Here is a 26,292-nt window from a genome sequence, read left to right as displayed (position 1 = left end):
TTCTTTCTTTTTGTAAAGGTCCTACTAATTACTAATAAGCTTATATAGTATAAAATAGGGTGCGATTTCAAGTGCGCAAAGATACAAAATAAAATAAAACAAGTAGTTTAAAATAACATTTTCGTTTTTCTTATAAAAGGAAACGAGCACAATTATGTTTAGAATAGACAGTGAAATCAATAGTATTACAAAAGCAATTTTAGAAGGATTTACAGCATATATAAATATGATATTGACAGGTAATAGGATGACACCCATAAAATTGCGATAGGATACTTTGTAAAATAAATATTCATCAATTATAGAATCAATAGAAAAAATAGCGGCAATAATTTTTTCTATTAATAACTTACAAACAACGATAACCGTATATAAGATTGCAATTTTAAAATATAATGTAATTTCATTGGGAGCTACATTCCATTTAAAGACATCAAAACATAAATATATAAACAACGATACCGAAACTACCTGAAATAAAAGCAAGATTGCGTTAAATAAGGATGAAAGTTTATTTTGTTTTTGATTAGATATAATATATTTATTATTGCCTAGTAACATGATAAAATCAGAAAACCGTAGGGTATTCACACCCTTGGCTGTCACTAGGAGCATTAGGCACGCCATAATTAAAATGGTAAACCAGTTGGTAGGTGTTATTTCGCGTAAAATATATTCCATATTGTATTCAGGGGTAAAATTACGATCAATTAACTTATAAAAACAAGAAAATATCTAGTAATTATTTAGTTATATTTGCCTGAAAAATAGCCTAGATGGTGGACGCATTAGTCATAATCCCTACCTATAATGAAATTGAGAATGTGGAGCGAATCATTAGAAATGTATTTTCGCTTCAGCGTGATTTTCACATTTTGATCGTAGATGATAATTCTCCAGATGGAACTGCTGCCAAAATAAAAGAACTACAATTAGAATATCCAGAATCTCTTTTTTTACTAGAACGAGAAGTAAAATCTGGACTGGGAACTGCATATATAGCAGGTTTTGAGTGGGCATTAGAACGATCTTATGCTTATATTTTTGAAATGGATGCCGATTTTTCTCATAATCCTAATGACCTCATACGGTTATATAATGCTTGTGCAAAAGGATCTTCTGATATTGCCATAGGATCTAGGTATGTTACTGGAGTCAATGTAGTAAATTGGCCAATGAGTAGAGTTTTATTGTCTTGGGGAGCCTCAAAATACGTTCGATTTATAACAGGAATGGATATTCATGACACAACTGCCGGATTTATCTGTTATAAAAGAGAGGTATTGGAGAAAATAAATCTTAAAAAAATTCGATTTGTGGGATATGCTTTTCAGATAGAAATGAAATTTAAAGCACACTTATTAAAATTTAAAATAAAAGAAGTTCCTGTAATTTTTACAGATAGAACACGTGGGGCTTCAAAAATGAGTAAAGGAATTATTTCTGAAGCAGTTTTTGGAGTTATAAAAATGAAATTTAACAGCTTATTTAATCGTTACGAAATATGATCATGGAGAATGTACTTATTAAAAATGCCAACATTGTTAATGAAGGAAATGTTTTTAATGGAGATGTATATATAGAAAATGGTGTCTTTAAGGAAATTGCACCACAGATAAGTGCAAAATCACCTGATGTGCATATTTTTGATGCCGAAGGAAAATATCTATTACCAGGGGTAATAGATGATCAGGTGCATTTTAGAGAACCTGGATTGACACATAAGGCAAATATAGAAACAGAATCCAGAGCAGCTATTGCCGGAGGGATTACTTCTTTTATAGAAATGCCTAATACCAATCCTCAGACCACTACCATAGAAAAACTCGAAGAAAAATTTGAAATCGCTGCAAAAACAAGTTACGCAAATTATTCTTTTATGTTTGGAGGGACTAATGATAACTTAGAAGAAATTCTAAAGGTCGATCCTAAAAAAGTAGCAGCACTTAAATTGTTCTTGGGGTCTTCTACAGGAAATATGTTAGTAGATAATCCAGAAGTATTAGAAAAAATATTTTCATCTACAGATTTATTGATCGCAGTGCATTGTGAAGACGAAGAAACAATTAGAAAAAATACGGCAGAATATAAAGAAAAATACGGAGATGATATTCCTATTGAACTTCATCCAACTATCAGAAGTGAAGAAGCATGTTACTTGTCATCATCTCAAGCTATAGCATTAGCAAAAAAAACTGGAGCAAGATTACATGTTTTTCATCTTTCTACAGCAAAAGAATTAGCGTTATTTACCAATAAAATTCCGTTAAAAGAAAAGAAAATTACTGCCGAGGTTTGTATTCATCATTTATGGTTTTCTGATGCTGATTATAAAGAAAAGGGGACATTAATTAAATGGAATCCAGCTGTAAAGACATCAAAAGATAGAGATGCTTTGTTAAAAGCACTATTGAAAGATAAAATTGATGTCATTGCTACAGATCACGCTCCACATACTATAGAAGAGAAAGATAATGTGTATACCAAAGCTCCTTCAGGAGGTCCTTTGGTGCAGCATGCACTTCCAGCAATGTTAGAATTTTATCATCAAGGTAAAATAACTTTAGAAAAAATTGTGGAGAAAATGTGTCACAATCCCGCAATATTATTCCAGATCGAGAAACGTGGATATATTAAAGAAGGATATTATGCAGATGCAGTCTTAGTAGATCTAAACGCTCCCTGGACTGTAAACAAGGATAATATTGCTTATAAATGTGGATGGTCTCCTTTTGAAGGAACTACGTTTAAATCAAGAATCACGCATACTTTTGTAAACGGAAGTCTAGTATACAAAAATTTTAAATTTTATGAGGTGCGACATGCACAACGATTAACTTTTGATAGATGATTAGAAACCTAATATATGCTATAGTTTTTCTGACATGTTGTATTGCATGTCAGAGTTTGGATAAAGCTGAAAAGCCAAAAATAATAATAGATGAAGATCGTATGGTTGACATCCTATCGGATATCGCTTTTATAAAAGCAGCAAAATCATCAAATAGAAAAACATTTGTAGAGGACAGTATTAATCCTGAAGCTTTTATTCTTAGGAAATATGATATTGATAGTATTGTTTTTGCAGAAAACAACACTTGGTATACCAGTGATATGGAAAGATATAAAGCTCTTTTTGAAAGAGTGAAAACAAAACTTGAAAAAGAAAGAACTAAGTTTGAAGCATTAAAAAAGGAGGAAGACTCTATTAAAAAAATAGAAGATTCTATACAGAAGAGTTTAGATACGTTGAAGATCGAAGACGAATTGATCAATACTAAAGATCTTCTTATCGAAGATGAAATTGAAATGGCTAAGAAAAAGCGAGTTACTCCTGATTCAGAAAATAAGTAGCTGTTTTTTGTATGCTTTTTTCTATCGTGATAAAATCATAGTCTAATGTTGTCCTAATCTTATCATTGTTATAGTAGCTATTAGAGAATGCACTGCGTATTGACGATAGAAATACAGATCGTTTTGTTCTAAAGAAAAAATGACTGATACGCTGTGCGTGATATGCTATTTTCATTAAGAAAGGAGTAGCTTTTTTGCTAGGGATAGGCTTCTGTAATCCTTTAGCAATCATAGAAAAGGCACTTTTGTAGCTTATGTTTTCGCTAACAAGAATATAACGTTGATTTGTAAATGTACTATTCATAAGTCGAGTCATGATATTGATCACATCTTCAATATCTACATATCCTGTTATTCCTGTGGTATAATATTTCATCCCGGCATGGATTCTTTTGAATAGAAATCCGCTACCACTATTAAAAAAACCTGGTCCGATAATAATTCCTGGATTTACGATCACAGCATCCAGTCCTTCCTGTACGCCTCTCCAGACTTCCATTTCTGCACCGTATTTGGTAATGGCATATACCGAATTAGGAACTTCGGGGTTCCATTCTGCATTTTCATCAATAGCAGCACCTGATATATTTTCTCCCAGGGTTGCGATCGAACTCACATAGCATAATTTCTTTACGTTTTGTATTAGGCAAAGATTTACAATATTAGCAGTACCTTCAATATTGGCTTTTCGTAATTTTTTATAGTGAGAAGGATTAAAACTGATTTTGGCAGCACAATGATACACATGAGTGACATCTTCAAAAGCCTCGGTAAGTGTTGGGATATCACTTATATCTGTCTGTACCCATTGGATGGTTTCGAATAAGTGTTCTTCTTCCTCAGAGAAATATGAGGAAAATACTTTTTTAGCATGCTCTTTTTTGGCTTCGGTTCTGTATAGTGCACGTACAGACTGTTTGTCCTTTATTAATCTAACCAATAGATGAGTTCCTACTAAACCTGTGGCACCTGTAACTAATATCATAGCATATATTCTGCGGGTACTAAAATAAGTAATTAATGACTGTTTTTTGTACTCTTTCTTATAGAAGAAAATATTTTGTCGGGGAAATATATTTCTGCATGATGCAACAGCTTTTTTAAATATAGATTTTATTCCTACTTGAAGTGGAAAGTATTTCTTGTCATCCCAGACTTGATCCGGAATCTGATTTTGTATAATAGACCTGACAGGTCTGAAAATACTAGTTAAACTTTATTCTTCCTTCTATACCAAAACCCTACAAGAATTATTATTCCTAAAACACCTAATCCCATAGCCCAATATACAAGGGTGTTATTTTCAAAATGCATAGGAGCAGCATCTCCAACCAAATAAAACGCTCCCCAATAAAAAGGGGCTGTTCGATTAATATCTGCCGTGGCTAGGTATTGTAGTTTGGCTTGTTGTAGGGCTTTACCTTTATTCATGCCAGCTTTTAGGTTGATGTAGAAATATTTCATCACATCAGGTGTGGTTTTATCAGACACCTCCCAATTCGTTAATAACAAACTCTTGGTCCCTGCATATTGAAATGCATTACCCAAACTCATAATTCCTTCTCCCTTGGCAATTTTACCTGCTCCCGTATTGCAGGCACTTAATACTGTGAGTTCTGCAGGGATGTCCAAAGCAAATAATTCATGGCTATACAATAGGTTATCTTCTATGGTGTCTTTACTTTTGGTAAAATAGAGTTTTGAGTTCTCTGGTCGTTCGTTGTCTACCTCCCCATGTAATGCCAGATGTAGTATGTTATATCGACTTGCATTGTTCTTAAAATTAGATTCTACCGCTTGTGAACCATAATAATATTGTCCATCGATAATATCAGCAATTGCTCTGATTTCTTCACGAGTTCCTGGTAAATCACCTCCGGCATCTCTTAGCGTCGCTAATCGCACTGTATTGGTTGCTGTGGTTTGTGTGCTATCTGAAAAGGAAAATGCAAGACACTCCTGTAGTATCTCTGATTGTTTATTGGTTGTAAAAGGCGCAAATAACAGATTCGCAGAATTAGCATAAGTGATGGCGTAATCATTAAGCAGATAGGATAGCAATGCAGGATTATTAGAATCATCTTTTTGAGTTAATAGTAAATCAAAATTAAGATGCCATAAAGGACCATCGGGAACGATTATCAGTTCATCACCTATCAATTCATCTACTATTGGAGCGATAAGTTTTTGGTATAATATATTTGCTTGTTTTTTATAAGATCGAACATCCTGATCTATGATGCTTTTACGGAATGCTTCGACCTGTTCTGTGAGTTTTGGAGTAGAAAGCTCTTTTACGGTAATATTATGTTTAGAAATAGTAAATGCGTAAGAGATATTATCTCCCGTAAAAAATTCTAATACCGTTGTTTTATCATCCAATTGCTGTTGAATATCTGTAACAGAAACGATATCATTTTGGTACTTAAGTTGATGATATTTGGGATAGTTTTTTTCTAAGATTTGGGTTAATGAATCTTGTCGCCTATTGATGTCGAATAGTTTGTTTTCATATTTTCTTATTTTCAAAGTGTCCAATTGTGATTTGGCTTGTTCCTTATTAACTCTAGATTGATAAAAAGAAAGATCTGTTTTAAGACTTTTTTCTAGTTCAACTAATTCAACAGATAATCCAGCGAAGTTTATAGCACTCGAATTGTTTAATAGTTCTTTTAAAATGTTCGCTTTGCTTTGTTCCAAATAATAAAAGATGTTGTTTAAGTCATTATGTTTTTTATGGATAGTATTAAATAATAGTTCAGTTTCAATCGCTCCTGTGTAAACTTCTTTAGTGATTTTAGCAAATTCTAGTTTGTCTTTTGGTTTACTTAATTCTTGTCTTATTTTGTGAATTAAGGTATCTGCTTTTTTATAGGTATTAATACTTTGTTGTAGATCCTTAAGATTGTTATCTTGTTGATATAACTTCTGGAAAGCTTTTGCTTGATTAAGTGAAATTTCCAAAGCTATGTTTAAATCAAAAAATTGATTTACATTATTTTTATTTGTTTTGTTTATTAATGTATTAGCTTCTAGTGCTAATTGATAATAATGTAGAGCTTTATGGTATTCTCCTTTTCTATTAAAAATATCTCCGGTAAAATGATATAACGTTGCAATCATAGTGGGGTTAGGAGAAGAAAGCTTTAAGTTTATGTCTAAGGACTTTTTATAATGTATAAGTGAATTTTCATATTCATGTTTCTCATAATAACTCCATCCCATAAGAAAATAAGAATTAGCTACATAAGAATGGTTTTTGCCTAATTTAGTGAGTCTAATAGTCAATGCTTTATTGTAATATTCTAATGCGTTTTCATATTCTTTTAAATCATGGTGAATTAAACCAATATTATAATAAGAATTTGACACTCTTACATGTTCCTTGGCATATACCTTTAAATATATATCTAAGGCTCTATTATAATATTTTAATGCTTCATAATACTTTTTTTTTCCTCTAAGGGCAACACCTATATTGTTTAATGAAGAAGCGGCTTCTATTTGCAAATTGGTTTTATTAGAAAAAATAGTTAATGCTTTTTTAAAATAGTCTAAGGCTTTTTCATATTCTTTTTTTGAGATGTATACTCTTCCAATTTCGTTATAAGAATAGCCAATGTTTTTGTGACTTTTACCATAAACTTTAATTCCTAAAGACAAGGCCCTTTTAAGAAATAATAAAGATTTATCATATTCTCCTTTTAGTAGGAAAATAGTACCAATACGACCATATGATACACTGATTTCTTTGTATGGTTTAGGTGCTATTTTTTGTTTAATAGTCAACGCTTTATTATAGTTTTCTATGGCTGTTTCATAATCCAAAGAATATCTGTGATATACTCCTATGTTGCCATATGCAATAGCTTCTTCAATATTGTTTTTAAGATATTTAGAACTTGTTTTTAGTGCTTTTTTTGCATTTATGAGAGATTCTTCATCATCGTATTTACGCCATTGATTTTCTGAGATTTTATTATAACAACTTGCCACTTTTTCCCAAGCTTTAATTTCTTTGTAAATAGGTAATGCTTTTCTAAAGAGTTTAATAGATTCACCATATTTTGCATCAATCAATAAAGAATCCCCTTTCTTAAAATATTGAGATGCCAATAGAGTATCTTTTTCTACTTGCGCATGTGCAGTATGACAAATGATCATAAAAAAGATGATGAATACAAAAGAAATAGAATGTAATGTTTTCATAGGTGATGAAGTGTAGTGTTCTCTAGTGAGTAACAAAATACGTAAAAATGTTACTTTGTTTATGTGATGTTGGAGTTAAAATTTAATATGTAATTGTCATCCCGACCTTTGAGAATGCTTGCACTGAGCGTAGTCGAAGTGCTCAAGATAAACTAAAGGCTGGGATCTGTAATTATGGATTTCAAAATGGATCCCAGCTTTCGCTGGAATGACAAAGTTAATGATGAAAAACAATGTAATGCTGATTTCTTACATATTCATAGCTGGATATTGTCCATATTTTTATCTTTGTCGCTTTGAATCGAATTATCATAAAAATGGCTAAGAATTTTATAGAAGAATTACGTTGGAGAGGGATGTTACATGATGCAATGCCCAACACCGAAGAATACCTAATGGAGCAAATGAGATCGGCTTATGTGGGGTTTGACCCTACCGCAGATTCGTTGCATATTGGTAATCTGGTTCCTATTATGTTATTAGCACATTACCAGAGAGCTGGTCATAAGCCATTTGCCTTGGTAGGAGGTGCTACAGGTATGATTGGTGATCCTTCTGGGAAATCGGCAGAGCGTAATCTACTTGATGAAAAAACATTACGTCATAATCAAGAAGCTATAAAATCTCAATTAAGCAGATTCCTGGATTTTGAAAGTGAAGTGCCTAACGCTGCGGTATTAGTGAATAACTATGATTGGATGAAGGATTTTTCATTTCTTGATTTTATCAGAGATGTCGGTAAGCACATCACTGTAAACTATATGATGGCGAAGGACTCTGTAAAGAACCGTATTTCATCAGAATCATCAGAAGGAATGTCATTCACAGAATTTACCTATCAATTGGTACAAGGGTATGATTTTTTACACTTGTATAGATCACATGAATGTACGTTGCAAATGGGGGGTAGTGACCAATGGGGTAATATCACCACAGGAACCGAACTGATTAGAAGAATCGCAGGAGGTAAAGGATATGCTTTGACCTGTCCATTGATCACCAAATCAGACGGTTCTAAATTCGGAAAATCTGAAGGTGGAAATGTATGGTTAGATGCTAAACGAACTTCTCCTTATAAATTTTATCAGTATTGGTTAAATACCAGTGATGAAGATGCAGAAAAATATATTAAGATTTTTACTTTTTTGACAGAAGGAGAGATAAAAACATTGGTTGATGAACATAAAGAAGCTCCGCATCTTCGTGTATTACAAAAGAGATTGGCAGATGAGGTTACCGTGATTGTACATTCTAAAGAAGATCTCGATAATGCGATTAAAGCTTCTGCTATTCTTTTTGGAAAATCTACATCGGCTGATCTTAAAGATCTTGATGAAGCTACTTTTTTAGATGTTTTTGATGGTGTTCCGCAGGCAGAAGTAGGAAAAGAAGAGATAAGCAATGGTTTAGATATTATTGGAGCTTTAGCAGAAAAAACAGGTTTCCTAAAATCAAACGGAGAAGCAAGGAGAGCATTGAAAGAAAATTCTATTTCGGTAAATAAAGAAAAAGTTGCCGAAGGATATTCGATAACAGAACATGATTTAATTAATGATCAGTTTGTATTGTTACAACGTGGTAAAAAGAACTATTTTGTGATTCGAGTAGTTTGATCTTCTATTTAGTTTATAGTTAAAGACAATATTACTTTATACATAAAAAAACAACGCCTGCATGAATCTCTCTAGCAGGCGTTGTCAACTAACCAATCAATTATTGAAAAAACTTAGCATTACATACAGCTTCAATAGGACTGCATTACTTTTTTATCTTTATTTTTTGCCAATTCGTATCAGCTTTTGCTTGTAACGTATTCGCATCTTCATCTTTCCATTTTTCTAGTGTATTTATTCCCCAGGAGTTATAAAATAAGTATAGTTTGCCATCTCTTATTTCGAACGTCTTTGGGTTTATATCTACTTTTTCACTATTTACTGCAACTGCATAGGCACAATACCCTCCGTATTGAGGTACATACTTACCAGGATTCTTTTTGAACTTTTCCAAATTCTGTTGACTTGTAAATTTATATTTTACCGTATCGTGGGTAAACACGAACTTATTATCTCCTTTTACCGCTTTGTTGTTAAAATATTCTGTAACATCATAACCCTCTGCGATATAATTTTTATCGGTATTGTAATCTATTTTTTGGGCACTTACCACGGCCACAAAAGAAATAAAAAATAAGGTGATATATAGTTTCATAATTCTCATTACTTATAGTCTCATTAGTTCAGTCGTAAAAAAATCTGATCATTACATTTTTAACATAATTATAAGTGTTTTTTTAGCACGTAAATTTTGATTTATGTCTGGATAAGATGTTTTTGTACTGTGTTAATAATCAATGGCTTATGGATTTTTAATAATAAAGCCTGCATAGATATTACTCTAGCAGACTTTATGAACTAACCAATCAATTAAAACTTAACACTCTTTATGATCATTGATCATCTTAAACTATTTTTTTACTCTATAGAATTATTATAAAATGGGAGTTTAAATTATTATTACAATTCTTTATTTTGAGTACATCTATTAGGTCGTAAAAAAAACCAATCATTACAGATTTAATACGATAATAACCAAATTGTTGATCAACTTCTTGGTTTTGTTAGAGGTGAGAGTGATAGAGTTTTTAAAATCAGATGCTCTAGAGTAAGAAATTACTAGTTTCAGGATAAGGAATCAGTGCACTAATTAGTAAGCTAATACTGTCTTTTGCAATTAAAGTAATAGATAATAGAGTTGCGGTAACCACTATTGCAGTCGAAACATTATTTTGCTGAATATCTTTAAATTCATTTACACCTTTGGTTAACACTGAGAAAAGTAAAAATACAGAGGTGTTGATTGTGACTGCAAAAGCGAATCCTATAAATAAGTACAATCCCGAATATTGAACAATTTTGCCAAAAGAAATCTCATCTCCATTAGACATCGATAGTCGTATTATATTAGTGATAGAAGGGATAATTTCTGCTAGTATAATACCAATCGATAAGATAATACCTGCAGTAAAAATCGAGAACGCAATATTGTCTTCTCTAAGAGAAACATTTTTAAAAAATACTCTTTGTAATATTTTAAAAGAAATGAACAATATAAGTACAGAAACCACAATAGCAAGAGCTATTTCTATAAAAGCGAGTGTTAATAATTTGGTTTGCATAATTTTTAAGTATTAGTAAGTACAAAGTACCAATGATTTATATTGTCAAAATTTTTGGGCAGTGTTCCAATTGTAAAATATTTATTGGTGGTTTCCCAAACATAATATCGTTTCCCGTTCTTGATTTTAAATTTTCCTTTTGCCGGAATATGCAATCCAAGGATAGAATGTTTATAGTAATCGCTATTAAGGATGGCTACATCATATCCAAAATGACTAAGAATAGCATAAATAATAACGGTTCTGGTATCACAATCTCCTTTTAAGTTCCCCATAAAACCCACTGGGTTTTGTATACCGAAAGGAATACGACCAATACAACAATCCTTGCATTTTTCTAGTAGTATCCTGATAGAATCTTCGTATTTGTCTGGAGATTGACATGCGGTGTCAAAAACGAAAGCATACGGGATATCTTGTATAAAGGTGACCACCATTTCTGCAAATTCGAATGGATTGAGTTTGTTTTTAGTTTTAATTTTCTCGAGTTCTTCTAGAATTAAATCAAGTTTTGGAGTATCCGAAGTTGCTAGGTATTGATATAATTTCCCCCAGGTCTGTTGCTTGTGTTTTTGTGAATTGTTTGCGTATGCTGTTTTTGATGAAATATATTCTTTTTCCCGAACTGAAAATTTTCCTTCAAATGAATTGCCATAATTATCTGTCCATGCTCTTTTTTGACGCAATAGCATAATAGAGTCTCCTTTCTCTAAAACCTTCTCCCGATAAATATCTTCAGAAATTTCTGGTTGCTGAGTTTCCTGAAATGTTGGAATGGTAGTAATTGCATATCTAATTCCTAAAATGAATATGATAACAAACCCACTATAAATCATATAGCGCCAGTTTGATTTTTTTTGATTAGAATCTTGTATTTTTCCTAGTATCCAGGAAAAAGTAAGTAGCACTATTGCAAAAGAAGTAAATGAAGAAACAGGTAAAAAAGTCTGAACAAAACTACTTCCAATTATTGCGAGTACAATGATTGCTGGAAATGAAAAACAGCCTAATTTGTTTTGTGCCATAGTTTATAATGCCATTAGATTACAGCCTCTAATATCGCTATGATCAAATCTACCTAAAATTTCCAAACTTCCATCATTATAAATTTTACCGAGATCCTGAGTTGCTATAAATGAACAAGAGTTGATGTTAGCAAGATCAATAATGTTTATGCCTCCGGTTTTGTTAGCATCTAATATGGTTAAAGCATCTTCGGGGTCTCTTATAGAGGCTTTCATCCAGGGAGGGCAATAAAAAATGCCGTTACCTTTAGAATAGGCCTGAGATAATAATTCGGTCATGCCATATTCACTATGGATTTGAGAAATACCAAATCCATCTTTAAGGATTTGATGTAATTCTTGTCGTATCATTTCTTTTCTACGGCCTTTCATACCACCTGTTTCCATTACGACAACAGAATCATTTAGCTTGATATCAAAATTTTCTACGAGATCTAATAACGCAAAAGAAACTCCAAGAAGTAAAACTTTTTTTCCTTTTGTTAAGAGTTGTTGAAGGGTTGTTACTAGTTTTTGTGCTTCATATAAATAAAATCCACTTTCGGGTTGATTGCTGTCTTCAATCAATTTTTCTGCCATGTAGATAAGAGAAGAACCTTCTCTTTCTAGATATGAAGGGAGTAATGCTAATACTACAAACTCAGTAATATCTCCATAGAAATGTTGAAACCCTTTTCTAAAACTTTTTTCATAAATACTAAGGTCACTTACATAGTGCTTACTGGTTGTACTGCCTGTAGTGCCACTGCTAGTAAAGATTTTAGATATTGAAGATTGGGTGCTTACTACTTTTTCCTGTTTAAAAAATTGAATAGGTAAAAAAGGAATATCATCAATATGTTTTACAGAAGATTTCGTAATTCCAAGAAGGTTACAAAACCTTTGATAAACTAAAGTATTACTGTATTGATGATTAAAAACGCGTAGTGCTGACCGCTCAAAATCTGTATTATTTTGAATAGAAAAAATGGTATCTGTCAGCATAAAATTTGTTCAACAATTTTGTAGAACAAAGGTATAAAAAAGACTGTCTTTTTTTAGAGGTTAAAAACTATTACTTCTAAAAACTAAGTATGGTTGTAAGATGTTAGTTCCTAACAAATTTTACAGTAGACGTTTTATCTTCTTCTTTAATTCTCATTATATAAATACCAGGTGGTAGAGATGAGATATCTAATTCTTTACCAATTAAAACTTTAAACTCTACTTTACGAATTAAAGTTGTAAAAATAGTAATGGTTTTAGTAAGGTTTTTATCTGAAGTAATATAAAGGGTGTTTCCACTAGCAGGATTAGGAGAAATACGTAATCCTTTAATCTTTGTATCACTTGATTGTTGTCTGTCGAGACTACCGGACTGTGCTTGTATTCCTGGAGTAAAGGAAAAGCATATGAGACCAATAAATATGAATAGCAAGTAGATTTTTTTCATACAAATATTTATTTTGGGGCTATAAATATACAACATAAATATTAAAAATATAATATAATTACGGCTTACTTCCCTTTAAAAATGTATTAGACGGTTGTCCTCTACATGAATTACGGTTTTTAACTCAATTTTAATTTTTTATTCAAAAATAATGCCGCATATTTGTGTTATCATGAAGTTATAAAAGAATTATGTACATAATTGTGCACATAGAGACCCTGCGATTTAGAAGCTAAGATTTTCTTCCTAGTCTTCTTCTTATTCTATTTTTATTTCTAATATTTCATAATTCTAACTAATCATGACTGAAAATAAACTCACGTTTACTCGTCTATTTACATATTTTAAAATCGCATTAACCGGTAAGGAACAAGAATTCACTTCGGGAAGCATTCGCAAAGCTGTTTTTATGCTATCTGTGCCTATGATTCTGGAGATGATGATGGAGTCCATCTTTGCTTTGGTAGATGCTTATTTTGTTTCTAGCCTAGGAGCAAATGCCATAGCTACAGTTGGTTTAACCGAATCTGTACTCACTTTAATTTACGCAGTAGCCATAGGATTAAGTATGGGGGCAACCGCAATTGTAGCACGACGAGTGGGCGAAAAAGATATTAATGGTGCCTCACAAGCGGCAGTACAATCTATACTTTTAGGAACTATAATAGCCATGGTAATTAGTGTATTTGGGATTCTTTTTCCCAAAGAAATCCTTGGACTCATGGGGGCAGAACCTGATCTTATAGCAAGTGGTCATGGATACACCCAGGTATTATTAGGTGGAAACATAACTATTATGTTATTGTTCCTGATTAATGCAGTATTTAGAGGTGCAGGAGATGCATCAGTTGCAATGCGAGTGTTGATATTTTCTAATCTTCTAAATATCATTCTGGATCCTGTTTTTATTTTTGGATTTGGACCTATTCCTTCATTCGGAGTTCAGGGAGCGGCAATTGCTACTACAATAGGTAGAGGTAGTGCTGTCATATTTCAATTATTGATCCTTTTCTACGGATGGAGTAAAATTAAAATTGCTTTTAAAGACATTGTTTTTAGAGCAGAGACCATGTTAAACCTGGTAAAAGTATCTCTAGGAGGTATCGGACAATTCATTATAGGGACTTCTAGTTGGGTGTTCCTGATGCGGATTATGGCTGAATTCGGTAGTGAAGTATTGGCAGGATATACTATTGCAATTAGAGTGCTAATGTTTACACTCATGCCATCTTGGGGGATGAGTAATGCTGCTGCGACATTGGTAGGTCAAAATCTTGGTGCGGCAAAACCAGAACGAGCAGAACAATCTGTTTGGAAAACTGGAAAATATAATGCTTATTTTATGTTTGTCGTATCTGTGCTCTATCTCATCTTTGCTGAAGCTATTATAAAAATATTTAGCGCTGAACCATTAGTTATAGAATACGGAGCATTAAGCTTACGTGTGATTGCTGCAGGGTATGTATTCTATGCCTATGGAATGGTGATCATACAATCGTTTAATGGAGCCGGAGATACAAAAACACCTACTATTATTAATTTCTTTTGTTTTTGGGTATTTCAACTACCATTTGCATACTTCGCTGCTTTGGTATTGAATTGGGGAGCCATGGGCGTATTTCTAGCCATAACCTTTGCCGAAGTACTGATTGCTGTGATCGGTATTATTTGGTTTAGAAAAGGAAAATGGAAAGAGGTTCGAGTGTAAGCTTATTAGATAACAAAAAAAAACGGAAACGAGGTGCAATACTTCGTTTCCGTTAATATGATAAGATAGATCTATTTTAGTTCATCAAATTTTACTCCTTAGCAACTTTGTAAGTATCAGTACCGTTTTTGATAATATAGAATCCCTTAGGTAATTGATTTGTGATTTCTTTTTCTTCTGCTTGATTATTTACAGTATAACTTGCTTGCATAAGACCGGTAATAGTATAAATACTAACCTTATATGGGCTATTGGTATTAACTTTTAATGAAGAGGCAGATCTAGAACATGCAATACATCTTACATATGTGGGTATATTTACAAAGTTATTACTTCTGTTTGTATCTTTACTGCCTGGTTCCACATCAATTACGATATAGTAAGGACCTTGAGCAGTTCTAAAATCATCATAATCAACATTTGCTTGCACAACATAAGTATAATTTGCAGGAATACTAGGAATAGTTACTGTTTTGTCATTTGCTTTTACCCCTTGTATACTATTATAATCTTGGGATAAATAAAAGTTTACATCTACAGGTTCTGATGGACCATCTCCCATGTTTTCTATTGTAAAAATCATATTTACAGAACTTCCAGCACCTGCTGGAGTGAAATCTATGAAATGTTTTCTTACAGGAAAGGTTCCTCCAGCAAATTGTGGGTTTAATAGATTTAATTGAGAGGGACAACTGCCACAAGTACTATTTACTGTGACTTTAGATTCTGTAAGTTGTAAATCATATTTAGCGTTATTGTCAATAGGATCACAAACATCGCCAATACCATCATTATCTGTGTCTGACTGACTTGGGTTAGATGTATCAGGACAATTATCATTACTATTAGAAATACCATCTCCATCTCGATCACTATCGCATACATCCCCTATACCATCTCCATCAAGATCTGCCTGGTTATTATTACTGTTGTTAGGGCAATTGTCACACACGTTTCCTTTACTGTCGCCATCATTGTTAGCTTGATCAGGGTTATATGTAGATGGGCAGTTGTCCAATTCGTCTGCAATATCATCCCCATCTTCATCGCAAAAAATATTAATGGAATTGGAGCTTAAGGAGTTTCTGGAATATATATCTCTATCCGGAAAGGGGGTAGAAGATCCATTTAATATATAAACATAATCAATACCTCCGTCTTCTAAAGTTCTTTTGTATATTTTTTTAGTATTTAGAAAATTAAAATTTGATTCGTAATCAATATTAAATTGAAACACAGGTAGATTTTCTAATGTACAGATTTTTTCATTTGCTTCAGCAAGTGTTCTTCCTAAGCGTTTATATGTGTATCCTTGATCATATTGACCAATACATATAGTGATTCGCTCATCACTGAAATTTGAACGATCATAAACATCTCGATCACTTACTTCTTCGTTTTTTGTTCCAGTAATAAGTAAATAAGAAGTTTGTCCGTCATAATTTCTTGTGTAAACTGTATTTAGGGGTAATGTGCCAGCCATATTAATGTTCGTTGACTGAATAGGTAGATTTTGATAATTGTTAGAATTACAGAGATTCTGAAATGCTTGATCAAATGTGCTTCCTAAATTCTTAAATTGATGCTCTTTCACATATGGGTTATCACATATATTATCAATTAGAGTAAAACTACCTTCAATATCATCTCTATCTGTAATAGGAGGTGTTATTTCGTCAACATAGTAATAGCTAATTCTACCATCATTATTTCTTTTGTATACTTTTTGTGTTTGTAAAATGGAAGAAGAAAAAATGTTAACATGCGATGTGGATAAATTAGCTATGTTGTTATTGTCAGGACAAACTTTATTTGTAGCTGCTGAAAGGGTGGATCCCAAATATTTTAGCTTGTAACCTTTTGCAATTCCAACATCAGCATGTGTAATAAATGCAGATAATACAAACATAATTGATAAAAAGTACTTTAAGTTTTTCATAATAAATAGGTTTTAAAAGTTATATTAAAATTACTTCAAAATTTGATTGATGGTGTTGAGGTTTTCCAGTACTTGGTTGTTAATTTACTATTGTTTAACAGTGATAAGATTTTAGTAACATTGTGAGATGTGTAGTATTGATTTTATAAGAGTATTGTAAGTAATGATTGTGTTTAATATAAATGAGCAATTGTTAGAAATACTACCTTTAGAAAAACTAGGTTAAAAAGAAAAAGCTGCCAATTGGCAGCTTTTTTTAGGTTAAAACTAATATATTAGTTTTTTAGTTTATATCCAGTCCAAGCAAATTTTGAGAAATCTGCCCCAACTCCGGCTTTTACAGATATTGTACCATCAGTTGCTACAGTGATTGCATCATTATCAGTAGTAAAAGTACCAGTAATAGTACCTCCTGCTTTGTCATCACCTACATTACCCTGCTGTACGGCATTCGTAAAGGTAACTGTTCCATTTCCTTTATCATCTTTAGTATCTACTCTGTTACCAAAAGAAGCACTACCTACTGTACCAAAGAAAGCATTATTAATAGTTGCTTCTGTACCTCTTCTGATTTCTGCACCAGATTTTAATGGAGTTATTTCAGAAAGGTTTAATACTGTAACTTTTTCAAAAGTAGGCATTGAAACTGGTGTAGCAGCATTGTTAGAACCATTACTGTCGAACTCGATTCCTCTAGGGTCTTCAGTTGCATCATTAAATCCATTTTCTCTAACTCCGAAAAGATTAGTTAAAGTTCCGTTATACCCTTCAGTACCATCGAACATGTCATCTTTGATGTTTACACAAAGAACATTTTCTACATTAACGGTACCGCCAAAGAATTCAATACCATCGTCTGCACCGTTAAAAACAGCAATATTGTTGATAGTAGTTCCTGTACCTACAGTATAAAAGGAGACTCCATTAAATTCTTGATCTCCATTGATTTTAGCTCCAGTATATTCAGCAATTACATATGTAAGAGTACCAGAGTTATCTGCGTTATCTGTTCCACCATAATTAAGTCCAGCGACTTCAGATTCTGCGGTTGCTCCTTTATTAGTCGGAGTTTTTCCAGCAATTACTATTCCTCCCCAGTCACCTGGTCTTGGATTAGCTGCATTTGATGTAAATTTGATAGGAGCAGCTGCAGTACCTTTAGCTTCTATTTTAGCCCCTTGTTCAACAGCTAAGAATACATCTGTTCCACCTGCTTTTGCTTTTATAGTCGTACCAGCTTCAATAGTTAAAGTTTGTCCGGATTTTACGGTTAATGATCCTGTAAGAACCCAAGCTTCACTTGCAGCTAAAGTAATATCTCCTGTAATATTACCCTTAAGATCAGTTACTATTAAATCATCATCATCCTGACTAGCAATAGTACCATCCAAAGTTGGCCCAGTTGTTGGAGGAGTTGTTGGAGCATCATCATCACTGCTACAAGAAGCTACTAATAAAGCAGCAATTGCCAAACTTGATAAAAATAATCTTTTCATGTTTTCTGTTTTTTTGAGTTTAAAATATGCGTAATTATAATTATGTACTTGTTTAAAATTTATAGTTAACACCTAAGGAAAAATTTAACCCTCTTTGGTAAGACCTTATGATAAATTCTTCTGGAACATCTCTTACCTGCTCAATTTTAGGATTTAAAAGATTTATTGCTTTGAACTTAATTCCGATTTGGTCATTAAATTTTCTCTCTAAAATAAAATCTAGATTAGCAAAAGATTTCTGTACAGTATTGTTATTAAAGTTTGAACCAATACTATAAACTTTGTCAGCTTGATAAGCGAATACTAGGGTTGCTAAAAATTCTTTTTCATCATTAATGCTTCTATAGGTGATATCACTATTTATTAATAATGGAGCTGCTCCTTCTAGTTCTGAATCTTCACCAGTAATAAGGATTCCTTGATTTTCAAGCTCATCAGTGTTTTTGAAATCTAGATTGGTATACATATATGTTACATTGGCTCCCAAACTTATTTTTTGAGATTTATCATCTTCATTCTCATTTGTATACAAATTCTTTTTAGCTTCAACTTCAACCCCTGCTATTGTTGCATCACCTAAGTTGGCATAGGTAAAGTTTCGGTCAGCTGCTGATATACGCTCTATTCTGTTGATTGCATTATTAATTTGTTTCCCAAATATGGATGCAGATATTAATTCATCACTTTTGGGATAAATTTCCCACTTTAAGTCAATGTTGTAATTGTCTGATGGTTCTAATTGAGGATTTCCCGACTCTAAATAATCAATGCCTTCATATACAAATGGCGCTACTTCTTTAAATTGGGGGTATGTATAAGTTTGACTGGCAGAAAGGCGAAGTATATTTTTTTCGTTGATGTTATATTTTAAATTAAGAGATGGTAAGAAATAGGTCTCATCAATATTTAGCGGTCCTCCATTATCTCTATCTGAATTTGTAAGATTGGTAAACCATTCAACCTCCATTTTTACATCCTCAAACCTCCCTCCAACACTTATATAAAACTTATCTGAAAATTTATAGTCCACACCTAACGCTATGGCATTTATAAGTTTATCCGCATTGTACCTAAAAGGATTAAGAGCATCTTCTCCAAATCCAAAACCTGTTGTAAATCTAAAGACGTCGTTATCTAATGCCTCTTGATTTAAAGTAGCTTCTAGATTTGTGGGGTCAATAACTATTGGACTTGGTAAATTATAGTCGAAATAAATGGCTTCGAAATCTCTTGTTGTATTTCTAAAGTTGTATGAAAGATTTATTTTTCCTTTATTATCATCTTTTATTCTTCCTCCGAAATACCTTGTTATCCCAGCGTTAGCATTAATATCATCTTCTTTAAGATTATGATAATATCGACTATTATTTCTTGGAGTTCCAGAGGCCAAACGTGTTATATTATCATCAGTATTGATAATGAAAATATTTCTTTTTCTATTAGGTTCATCATTTTTTACTAGATTATAAGAAACTCCAAGATCGATATCAAAAAACTCACCGATTTGATGTTCTGAAATTAGTTGGTTAACGTATAATAAGTTTTGGTTTTCAGTTTGTTGTACAACTCTTGCTAACTCTCCTTCCGTATCAGCTACATCAGGTTTTGTACCTAAATAATCTTGTACTTTTTGGCTGTTTGAATGAACTATAAAAGTATTATATGATATGTCATTTGAAGAGTTTATCTTATATTTAAAATTACCCATTGCTACTTTTGTATTTGAGTAATCAAATTCTTCAGCGCTTCCGTAATTACTTCCAAAAGTACCATCATTGTTAAAGTTTACAGAAACACCATCTCTGTAATTATAGCCATTACTAAATGATCCTACTAAGAACATTGACAATGAACTTTCATCTCCAAAGTTAAATCTCTTACCCCAATCTAAAGAAAGACTTAGATTTAACGGGATAATACTAGATTCATCAGGTGCTAGGTTGTCATCAAATGCATATACTGTTAAATCTGTTAATTTAGGATCTGTATGATCCGCTATACCTATCCAATTTGCACCGTCGATGGTTTTAAAATCGTTGACTTCAATTGCTTGAGTATTTAATCCACTTGATATACCAACATTAAGACCACTTTTGCCTTCAAAAACTTTACTGTTTATATTTATATTCGCTCCTCCTACATCACCATTTTGAGTATTTGAGAACGCCTTACTAACCTCTAAATTCTGGATAATGTCGGTTGGAAATAGGTCTAGAGAAATGTTTTTGTATCTAGGGTCATTTGAGGGTAATGGAAGATTATTTAAAGTTGTGGCGTTGTACCTATCCCCAAGACCTCTAACATATACTTTATTTGAACCCTCTTGTTTGGCAACACCAGATATTTTAGTAGCTGCTCCTATAGCATCGCTAACCCCTTTTCTGGCTAATTCCTGGGCACCGATGGCTTGTTTGATTTCAACTGCATTCTTTTGTTCTATTAAAAGGGCTTCTTCTCGTTCTCTACTAGTTATTACTTTTATAACGACCTCTTCTAAAGCTGCTGCGGTAGCACCCATAGTGGCATCTACGACAGCTACTTTATCTGCTTCTACTACTACATTAGGTATTTCTACAGTTTGGTATCCCGTAAAACTAAATTCTATAGTATAGGTGCCAACAGGAACTTCTGTAATCTCGAATAATCCATCAAAATCTGTAGAAGACCCTTTTGTACTACCTTGAACAACTACATTAGCAAAAGGAAGTGGTTGATTGTTTGATTCTTTGTCTAATAATTTACCGGCAATTGTCCCGGTTTCTTGTGCAAAAACAGCACCTAAACAAAGTAGAGCTGCTATCGTAAATAATTTTCTCATTTTGTGTTTTAAATCTGTTACAAATAAATACGGTTTTACAGTAATAGATTTTATCCCACTATTATGGTTAGTTTAAGGGATTGTGATGTAGGAAAAATGAAGAAAAGGTGAGATTTGTAGGATTTTTTAGTGTAATTTTTGAGTAGGATTTGATGTTAATAAATTGATGCTAACCTTTTGTGCAATAGGATTTTTCAGGAAATAGGAAAGTGTAATAAATGACAAGAATTTAGTTGCCTTTGATAGTGTCGTTGAGAAAGATTCTACTTTGTGTAAATTATTAGAAAATTGTTATGTGAGTGTTAATACCGGTAAAATTGCAGAAAGGGACTTAACAATGAGATAAAACAGAATCGGCAAAATATGAAATTCTTGAATGAGTTTTCTTTTTGATTTCATGTTTTGTGTTGATTGCTAGGTATTTGAAGGGTTTGTGTGTTAAAACGCAAAAAAATAAGCCTGGCATTTGCCAGGCTTATCATAGCTAAAATAAATATATTGTGTGTTTTATAAACGAGTCCAATCAGATGTCCAGGTGTCACCTTCTTGTAATGCTCCTACATAGTTAGCAGCATCAAAAAATGCTCCTAAAGTTGAAGGGTCAAAATTGTCTACACCGTCTACAGCAACTGTAAACTGATATGTACCTCTAAAACCATTTATTTCGAAAGAAGCAGGAACTGCTGTTCCTGAAGCATCTGTTGAATAATTGTTGAAAGTCGCAAAATTGGCTAGATCCACTGTCGCGGTTCCTGCACTTAATTCAAAGGGTGTTGGATTATCAATAATTGAATTACGAATGGTAAGTTCGTTATTGTTTAAATTTGTAAAGGTTTGATCATCATTTAGCTCTATACCTTTAGAAAAACTTTTGATAATCATATTATGAATAGATACTTTGGTTCCTCTTCTGAATAAAATAGCTTCATTCTTCCCATCACCATCTTCAGCTCCTATAAGAGTAATATTGGATAACGTTGGGTTTGAAAAAGGAGCGGCTGCATTATTTGATTTTAGATTATCAGCTTCAATTCCATGATCTCCTGCATTAGTACTTTGTTGTACGATCCAAAATTGCCCATTTCCTGTCCATCCATCTGTCCAATCAAAAGAATCATCACCTGCACCAGTGACGATAGCATATTTAAGATTTACTGTTCCCCCAAAAAATTCGATACCATCATCATTACCATTAAAAGCTTGGATATATTCTAAAGTAGTTCCGTTACCAACACCATACAAAGACAATCCGTTGTATTCTGCATCGGCATTAATTTTACCACCAGTATATTCTAAACGTACATAACGTAAAATCCCTGAGTCATCTGTAGCGTCGGTTCCACCATAGGTAAGACTTGCAACTTCTGTAGTAGCGGTAGTTCCTCTGTTGATTGGAGCTTTACCAGCTAATAATAAACCTCCCCAATCACCAGGATTAGGAGTTGATTTGTTAGAAGTAAATACTATTGGTTGGCTGGCAGTACCTTCTGCAATGATTTTTGCTCCTTGCTCTATCGCTAAGTATGCAAATACACCACCAGTATTTCCAGCGATAATTCTTGTACCTGCTTCTATAGTTAATGTTACTCCGTCAACAACAGAAACTCCACCTCTTAATTCGTATACTTCACTAGAAGTTAATGTGCGGTTTTCGGTAATTTGACCTTCTAATACTACTGCTCCTGATGTAGTACCTGTCCCTCCTCCTTCGTTGATGGTGATATCACCAATATTATCTTCTTGAATGGTACATGCACCAAATACAAGTGTAATGCCCAATATAATTCCTGTAAATAAATTTCTTGTTTTCATTTTTATAAATGCTTAATTGTGTTGTTGTTTAATTTTCTTATAATTTAAATGTTACTCCAAGGCTGATGTTGATTCCATTATCAAACTTATAGGTAGTAAACTCTTGACCGATATTTTCTTGATCCTGGTATCTTTCTATAGATGGGTTTAATAAGTTTTTTGCTTTAAAACTTAATACAATATGCTTACCAATTTCATCTTTAAAATTGAAGTTTAGTAATCCAAATCCTTTTTCAAAAATATCTCCTACTCCATTACCTCCGGCAGAATACACACGATCTCCAAAGATGTTGAAATCTAATCCTGAAGTTATTTTGTGAGTATTAAAAGTTTTAGAGTATGATAAGTCTGTATTGATTAGGTATGGTGATGCACCTTGTAATTGTCTGTCTAGATTTGTTGGAGCAATATTAGAGCCATTAAATGTTGTAACGCTATTATCAATTTTGACTTTAGAATACATCAAAGTGGCGTTAATTCCGAAATTTAAATTGTTCCAAACCGTTTCTTCTACTTTAAATAAATTACCAAGATTCTTTTTGTATTCTAATTCTGCTCCAAAGATGATTGCATTATCAGAGTTTACAAATGTATTTTGGTTTGCTGCAGAGGCTACAAATACTTTTTCTATAGGGTTTTCTATATATTTACCAAATAATGTAGCGGCTACTAATTCTCCAGACTGTTCAGGAAAATGTTCCCATTTAAGATCAACATTATAGTTATCAGAATTTTCAAGAATAGGATTTCCTAAAGTTATTTCGGTAACATCTTCATCTAAAAAGGGAGCGACTTCTGTAAATTTAGGTAATGTTACTGTTTTACTAGCTGCAAAACGTAGATTTGATTGCTCATTGATTTCATATTTGAAACTAATACTAGGTAAAATAAAAGTTTCGTCAATTGTTTGTTTCCTAAAAGGAGAAGTTTCTAGGTCTTGTTGCTCTCTGTAGAATACATTTTGTTCAAATAACTCTGTTCTTATTCCTCCATTAAAAGTCAATTTAGAGGATAGCTCATATTGAAGATTAGCAAAACCAGCCAAAGTCAATAAGTCAGCTTCATAAATTCGGGTTGGATTAAGGTTTTCTAAAACAATGTATGATCCATTAAGAAAATTAGTTTCACTTAATAATGCATCAGGATTATTAAAATCTACATTTGTAGTTCTAAAGTTATTTACATTATAATTTACTTGATTAGCTTCAAAATCTCTATCCTTTGATCTGGCTGCTAACCCAACCGTCAATTTGTTTTTAAAGTTGTCATCCTCATCTTTTCCGAAGTTGATATCAAAATCCAGTTTTCCAGAATAATCATTTTCGTCTAATTCCTGATAAAAACGTTGGTTATTAGCAAAATCTGGACTGGTACGGTTTCCTAGTACCAAAAAACCAGGAGATAATTCTGTGAAAAATAATGTACGTCGATCGGGAATCAATCCTTGTGCTTTGTTATAAGCACCACCCCAAACTAGTTTATATTTATCTTCAGCAAACTTATGCTCACCAGTTAGTTGTTGTGTAAACAACGTATTTTGTTCATAGGTTCCTCTTCTGGCAAATATTGTTACATCTGTAGCTTCACTTCCGATCCCTATAAACTCCCTTAATTCATCTTGAGTGTCGTTTACAAATAAAGTAGTTGCTAATATTTTGTTATTAGAATTCCAGCGATACCCTAAGCTTCCTAATACGGTAGTATTTGTACTGTATTGGTATCGATCGGTGTTATCGAAATTTGTAATTATTCCTCCTTGAGAATTAAAAGAAGCTTCTGTTCCGTTAAGTGCGGTTTTATGATCTTGACTAAACGATGCAGTAACTAATACATCAAGTTTTTGCTCATCATTAATAGTAAAGCTTTTTCCTCCAGTAATATTAGCACCTCCATCAGGGGCATTAAATCTTTTTCTAGGATTAAAAGAAGTGTCAAATGGGAAATAATCAATTTGAGTACTTACGTAGTTGTAGTTAGGAATATCTAAAAATATAGGCACTCTTCTTGATCCGTCATCTAATCCCCATTCATCATATTGCCCACCATCAAGTAAGAAAAAATCATTACCTACAGCATTGGTATTAACTCCCGAAGTAAATCCAACTTCTAAAAAGCCTTTCCCAGGACGATCTTTGGTGTCGATATTTACACTGGCTCCCGCAAAATCTCCATAGATGTTAGGAGAATAGGTTTTATAGATTCCTAGATTTTCTACAATACCTGTTGGGAATATTCCTAGATCAATAAGTTTTAATTTTGGATTTAATGAAGGAATTGGTAATCCATTTAAATATGCATTATTATAACGATCACCTAAACCACGTACATATAATTTGTCACTTTGTCTGGAGATACCAGTAGCCTTAGTTAATCCAGTAGCGACATCGCTTACTCCTTTTTTAGAAAGTTCTTGTGCACCTATCTTTTGCTGAATCGTAACTGCATTTTTTTGTTCTAATAAGATAGCAGCTTCAGATTCTTTTTTAGTAGTTGTTTTAATAATTACCTCATCAAGTGCAGCAGCACTCGCCCCAATAGAGGCATTTACTGTTGTTGCTTCATTAGCTTTTACTACAACCTCCTTAATGTCTAATGTTTCGTATCCAACAAAACTAAATTCTACGGTATATGTACCAGGTTCTAGATTGTCAATAGTGTATAGACCATCAAAATCTGTAGTCGTTCCTTTTGTCGTTCCTTTTATCAATACATTAGCAAAAGGTAAAGGTTGGTTGTTAGATTCTTTGTCTAACAATGTACCAGTTATAGAACCGGTTTCTTGCGCGAAGAGTATTCCTACAAAAAATAGCGCAAGGAGCGTAACAATTTTTTTCATTTAACTTGTTCTGAAATTCCCGGCAAAGAACGATAGGAAGTGTTAAATGTGTGTTATTCAAAAATTAATTGTGTATCATTTTAATGTTAGATAATTGTTATGCAGATGCACATGAGACGTGTTTTCTTAACATTAAGAATGTGTTAGTGGTATTTTAAATTGCTTGAAAATAAATACCTGAAATGATGCTTAGCGCAGTGCCTGGTATTGTTAAGGAAATGTTTTTACGATTTGTAATGTGAAAAAAATATTAAAAACCCTTTTTGTAGAAAAGTCAAGTAAAGGAAAAATGAGAGTCATTTTTTTTCATTTTATGTCATAAAAAAACGCCTCATTAAGTGAGGCGTTTTTTTACATTTTTTAACCCGTTGTGCATTTAGTTAATATTAATTTTTAGGTTGTTTATATTTCTGTTGAATTCAAACCTATTGATATATTGAATAATGGTCATTGCTGTGATCTTTGATAAGATTCTATTTTTAAATCCC

18 protein-coding genes and 1 pseudogene are annotated in these 26,292 nt (G+C 32.7%); 5 read left to right on the top strand and 14 right to left on the bottom strand.

Annotated features, from left to right (window positions below):
- Positions 1-24: 24 nt before the first annotated feature.
- Positions 25-681 (bottom strand): DUF4271 domain-containing protein, encoded by a 657-nt coding sequence (locus tag FOF46_RS33145; RefSeq protein ID WP_143918636.1) that lies wholly within the window; start codon positions 679-681, stop codon positions 25-27.
- Between the two features lie 95 nt (positions 682-776).
- Here FOF46_RS33145 and FOF46_RS26990 point away from each other — a divergent pair, with 95 nt between their 5' ends.
- From FOF46_RS26990 to FOF46_RS26980, 3 genes are read left to right on the top strand one after another with little or no spacing between them, the layout of a single operon-like run.
- Complete coding sequence (locus FOF46_RS26990) at positions 777-1,508, top strand: polyprenol monophosphomannose synthase (RefSeq protein WP_143918635.1); 732 nt, start codon at positions 777-779, stop codon at positions 1,506-1,508.
- A gap of 2 nt (positions 1,509-1,510) precedes the next feature.
- Complete coding sequence (locus tag FOF46_RS26985; RefSeq protein WP_109434374.1) at positions 1,511-2,851, top strand: dihydroorotase; 1,341 nt, start codon at positions 1,511-1,513, stop codon at positions 2,849-2,851.
- The gene (locus FOF46_RS26980; protein WP_143918634.1) at positions 2,848-3,354 is read left to right on the top strand and encodes a DUF4296 domain-containing protein; all 507 of its coding nucleotides are present in this window, start codon (positions 2,848-2,850) and stop codon (positions 3,352-3,354) included. The genes FOF46_RS26985 and FOF46_RS26980 overlap by 4 nt, the downstream gene beginning before the upstream one ends.
- Here the strand turns inward: FOF46_RS26980 and FOF46_RS26975 are convergent.
- On the bottom strand, positions 3,329-4,339 hold the full coding sequence (locus FOF46_RS26975) for an NAD-dependent epimerase/dehydratase family protein (RefSeq protein ID WP_143918633.1): 1,011 nt from the start codon (positions 4,337-4,339) through the stop codon (positions 3,329-3,331). The genes FOF46_RS26980 and FOF46_RS26975 overlap by 26 nt on opposite strands.
- A 224-nt stretch (positions 4,340-4,563) precedes the next feature.
- Positions 4,564-7,563, bottom strand: coding sequence for a CHAT domain-containing protein (locus tag FOF46_RS26970; RefSeq protein ID WP_143918632.1), 3,000 nt, complete (start codon positions 7,561-7,563; stop codon positions 4,564-4,566).
- 317 nt (positions 7,564-7,880) lie between these two features.
- Here FOF46_RS26970 and tyrS point away from each other — a divergent pair, with 317 nt between their 5' ends.
- Positions 7,881-9,176, top strand: a complete 1,296-nt coding sequence (gene tyrS, locus FOF46_RS26965) for a tyrosine--tRNA ligase (protein ID WP_143918631.1) — start codon at positions 7,881-7,883, stop codon at positions 9,174-9,176.
- 145 nt (positions 9,177-9,321) lie between these two features.
- Here tyrS and FOF46_RS26960 read toward each other — a convergent pair whose 3' ends face one another.
- The 5 genes from FOF46_RS26960 to FOF46_RS26940 form a co-directional block, all read right to left on the bottom strand.
- Positions 9,322-9,771 (bottom strand): YHS domain-containing (seleno)protein, encoded by a 450-nt coding sequence (locus tag FOF46_RS26960; RefSeq protein WP_143918630.1) that lies wholly within the window; start codon positions 9,769-9,771, stop codon positions 9,322-9,324.
- Positions 9,772-10,219: 448 nt separating this feature from the next.
- The gene (locus tag FOF46_RS26955; RefSeq protein WP_143918629.1) at positions 10,220-10,738 is read right to left on the bottom strand and encodes a DUF350 domain-containing protein; all 519 of its coding nucleotides are present in this window, start codon (positions 10,736-10,738) and stop codon (positions 10,220-10,222) included.
- A 5-nt stretch (positions 10,739-10,743) separates the two neighbouring features.
- Positions 10,744-11,763, bottom strand: a complete 1,020-nt coding sequence (locus FOF46_RS26950; RefSeq protein WP_143918628.1) for a hypothetical protein — start codon at positions 11,761-11,763, stop codon at positions 10,744-10,746.
- A 3-nt stretch (positions 11,764-11,766) separates the two neighbouring features.
- Positions 11,767-12,747 (bottom strand): LuxE/PaaK family acyltransferase, encoded by a 981-nt coding sequence (locus FOF46_RS26945; protein WP_143918627.1) that lies wholly within the window; start codon positions 12,745-12,747, stop codon positions 11,767-11,769.
- 103 nt (positions 12,748-12,850) lie between these two features.
- The gene (locus FOF46_RS26940) at positions 12,851-13,195 is read right to left on the bottom strand and encodes a T9SS type A sorting domain-containing protein (protein WP_167571962.1); all 345 of its coding nucleotides are present in this window, start codon (positions 13,193-13,195) and stop codon (positions 12,851-12,853) included.
- Positions 13,196-13,496: 301 nt separating this feature from the next.
- Between FOF46_RS26940 and FOF46_RS26935 the strand changes: the two genes are divergently transcribed.
- A complete protein-coding gene (locus tag FOF46_RS26935; protein ID WP_143918625.1) occupies positions 13,497-14,903 on the top strand; it encodes an MATE family efflux transporter in 1,407 nt (468 codons plus the stop codon).
- A 91-nt stretch (positions 14,904-14,994) separates the two neighbouring features.
- Here FOF46_RS26935 and FOF46_RS26930 read toward each other — a convergent pair whose 3' ends face one another.
- From FOF46_RS26930 to FOF46_RS32760, 6 genes and pseudogenes are all read right to left on the bottom strand, one after another.
- Positions 14,995-16,842: a thrombospondin type 3 repeat-containing protein gene (locus tag FOF46_RS26930; RefSeq protein ID WP_143918624.1), complete on the bottom strand. Its 1,848-nt coding sequence runs from the start codon at positions 16,840-16,842 to the stop codon at positions 14,995-14,997.
- Positions 16,843-17,117: 275 nt separating this feature from the next.
- Positions 17,118-18,338, bottom strand: coding sequence for a hypothetical protein (locus FOF46_RS26925; RefSeq protein ID WP_143918623.1), 1,221 nt, complete (start codon positions 18,336-18,338; stop codon positions 17,118-17,120).
- Positions 18,339-18,390: 52 nt separating this feature from the next.
- Positions 18,391-21,156 (bottom strand): TonB-dependent receptor, encoded by a 2,766-nt coding sequence (locus tag FOF46_RS26920; protein ID WP_143918622.1) that lies wholly within the window; start codon positions 21,154-21,156, stop codon positions 18,391-18,393.
- 507 nt (positions 21,157-21,663) lie between these two features.
- Positions 21,664-22,968, bottom strand: a complete 1,305-nt coding sequence (locus tag FOF46_RS26915) for a hypothetical protein (protein WP_143918621.1) — start codon at positions 22,966-22,968, stop codon at positions 21,664-21,666.
- Positions 22,969-23,005: 37 nt separating this feature from the next.
- Positions 23,006-25,804: a TonB-dependent receptor gene (locus FOF46_RS26910; protein ID WP_143918620.1), complete on the bottom strand. Its 2,799-nt coding sequence runs from the start codon at positions 25,802-25,804 to the stop codon at positions 23,006-23,008.
- 376 nt (positions 25,805-26,180) lie between these two features.
- Positions 26,181-26,292, bottom strand: a pseudogene (locus tag FOF46_RS32760) (IS982 family transposase); the annotation flags it as partial.

Source organism: Aquimarina algiphila (genome assembly GCF_007489275.1).
Classification (GTDB): Bacteria; Bacteroidota; Bacteroidia; order Flavobacteriales; family Flavobacteriaceae; genus Aquimarina; species Aquimarina algiphila.
This window is presented reverse-complemented; position numbering and strand designations above follow the sequence as displayed.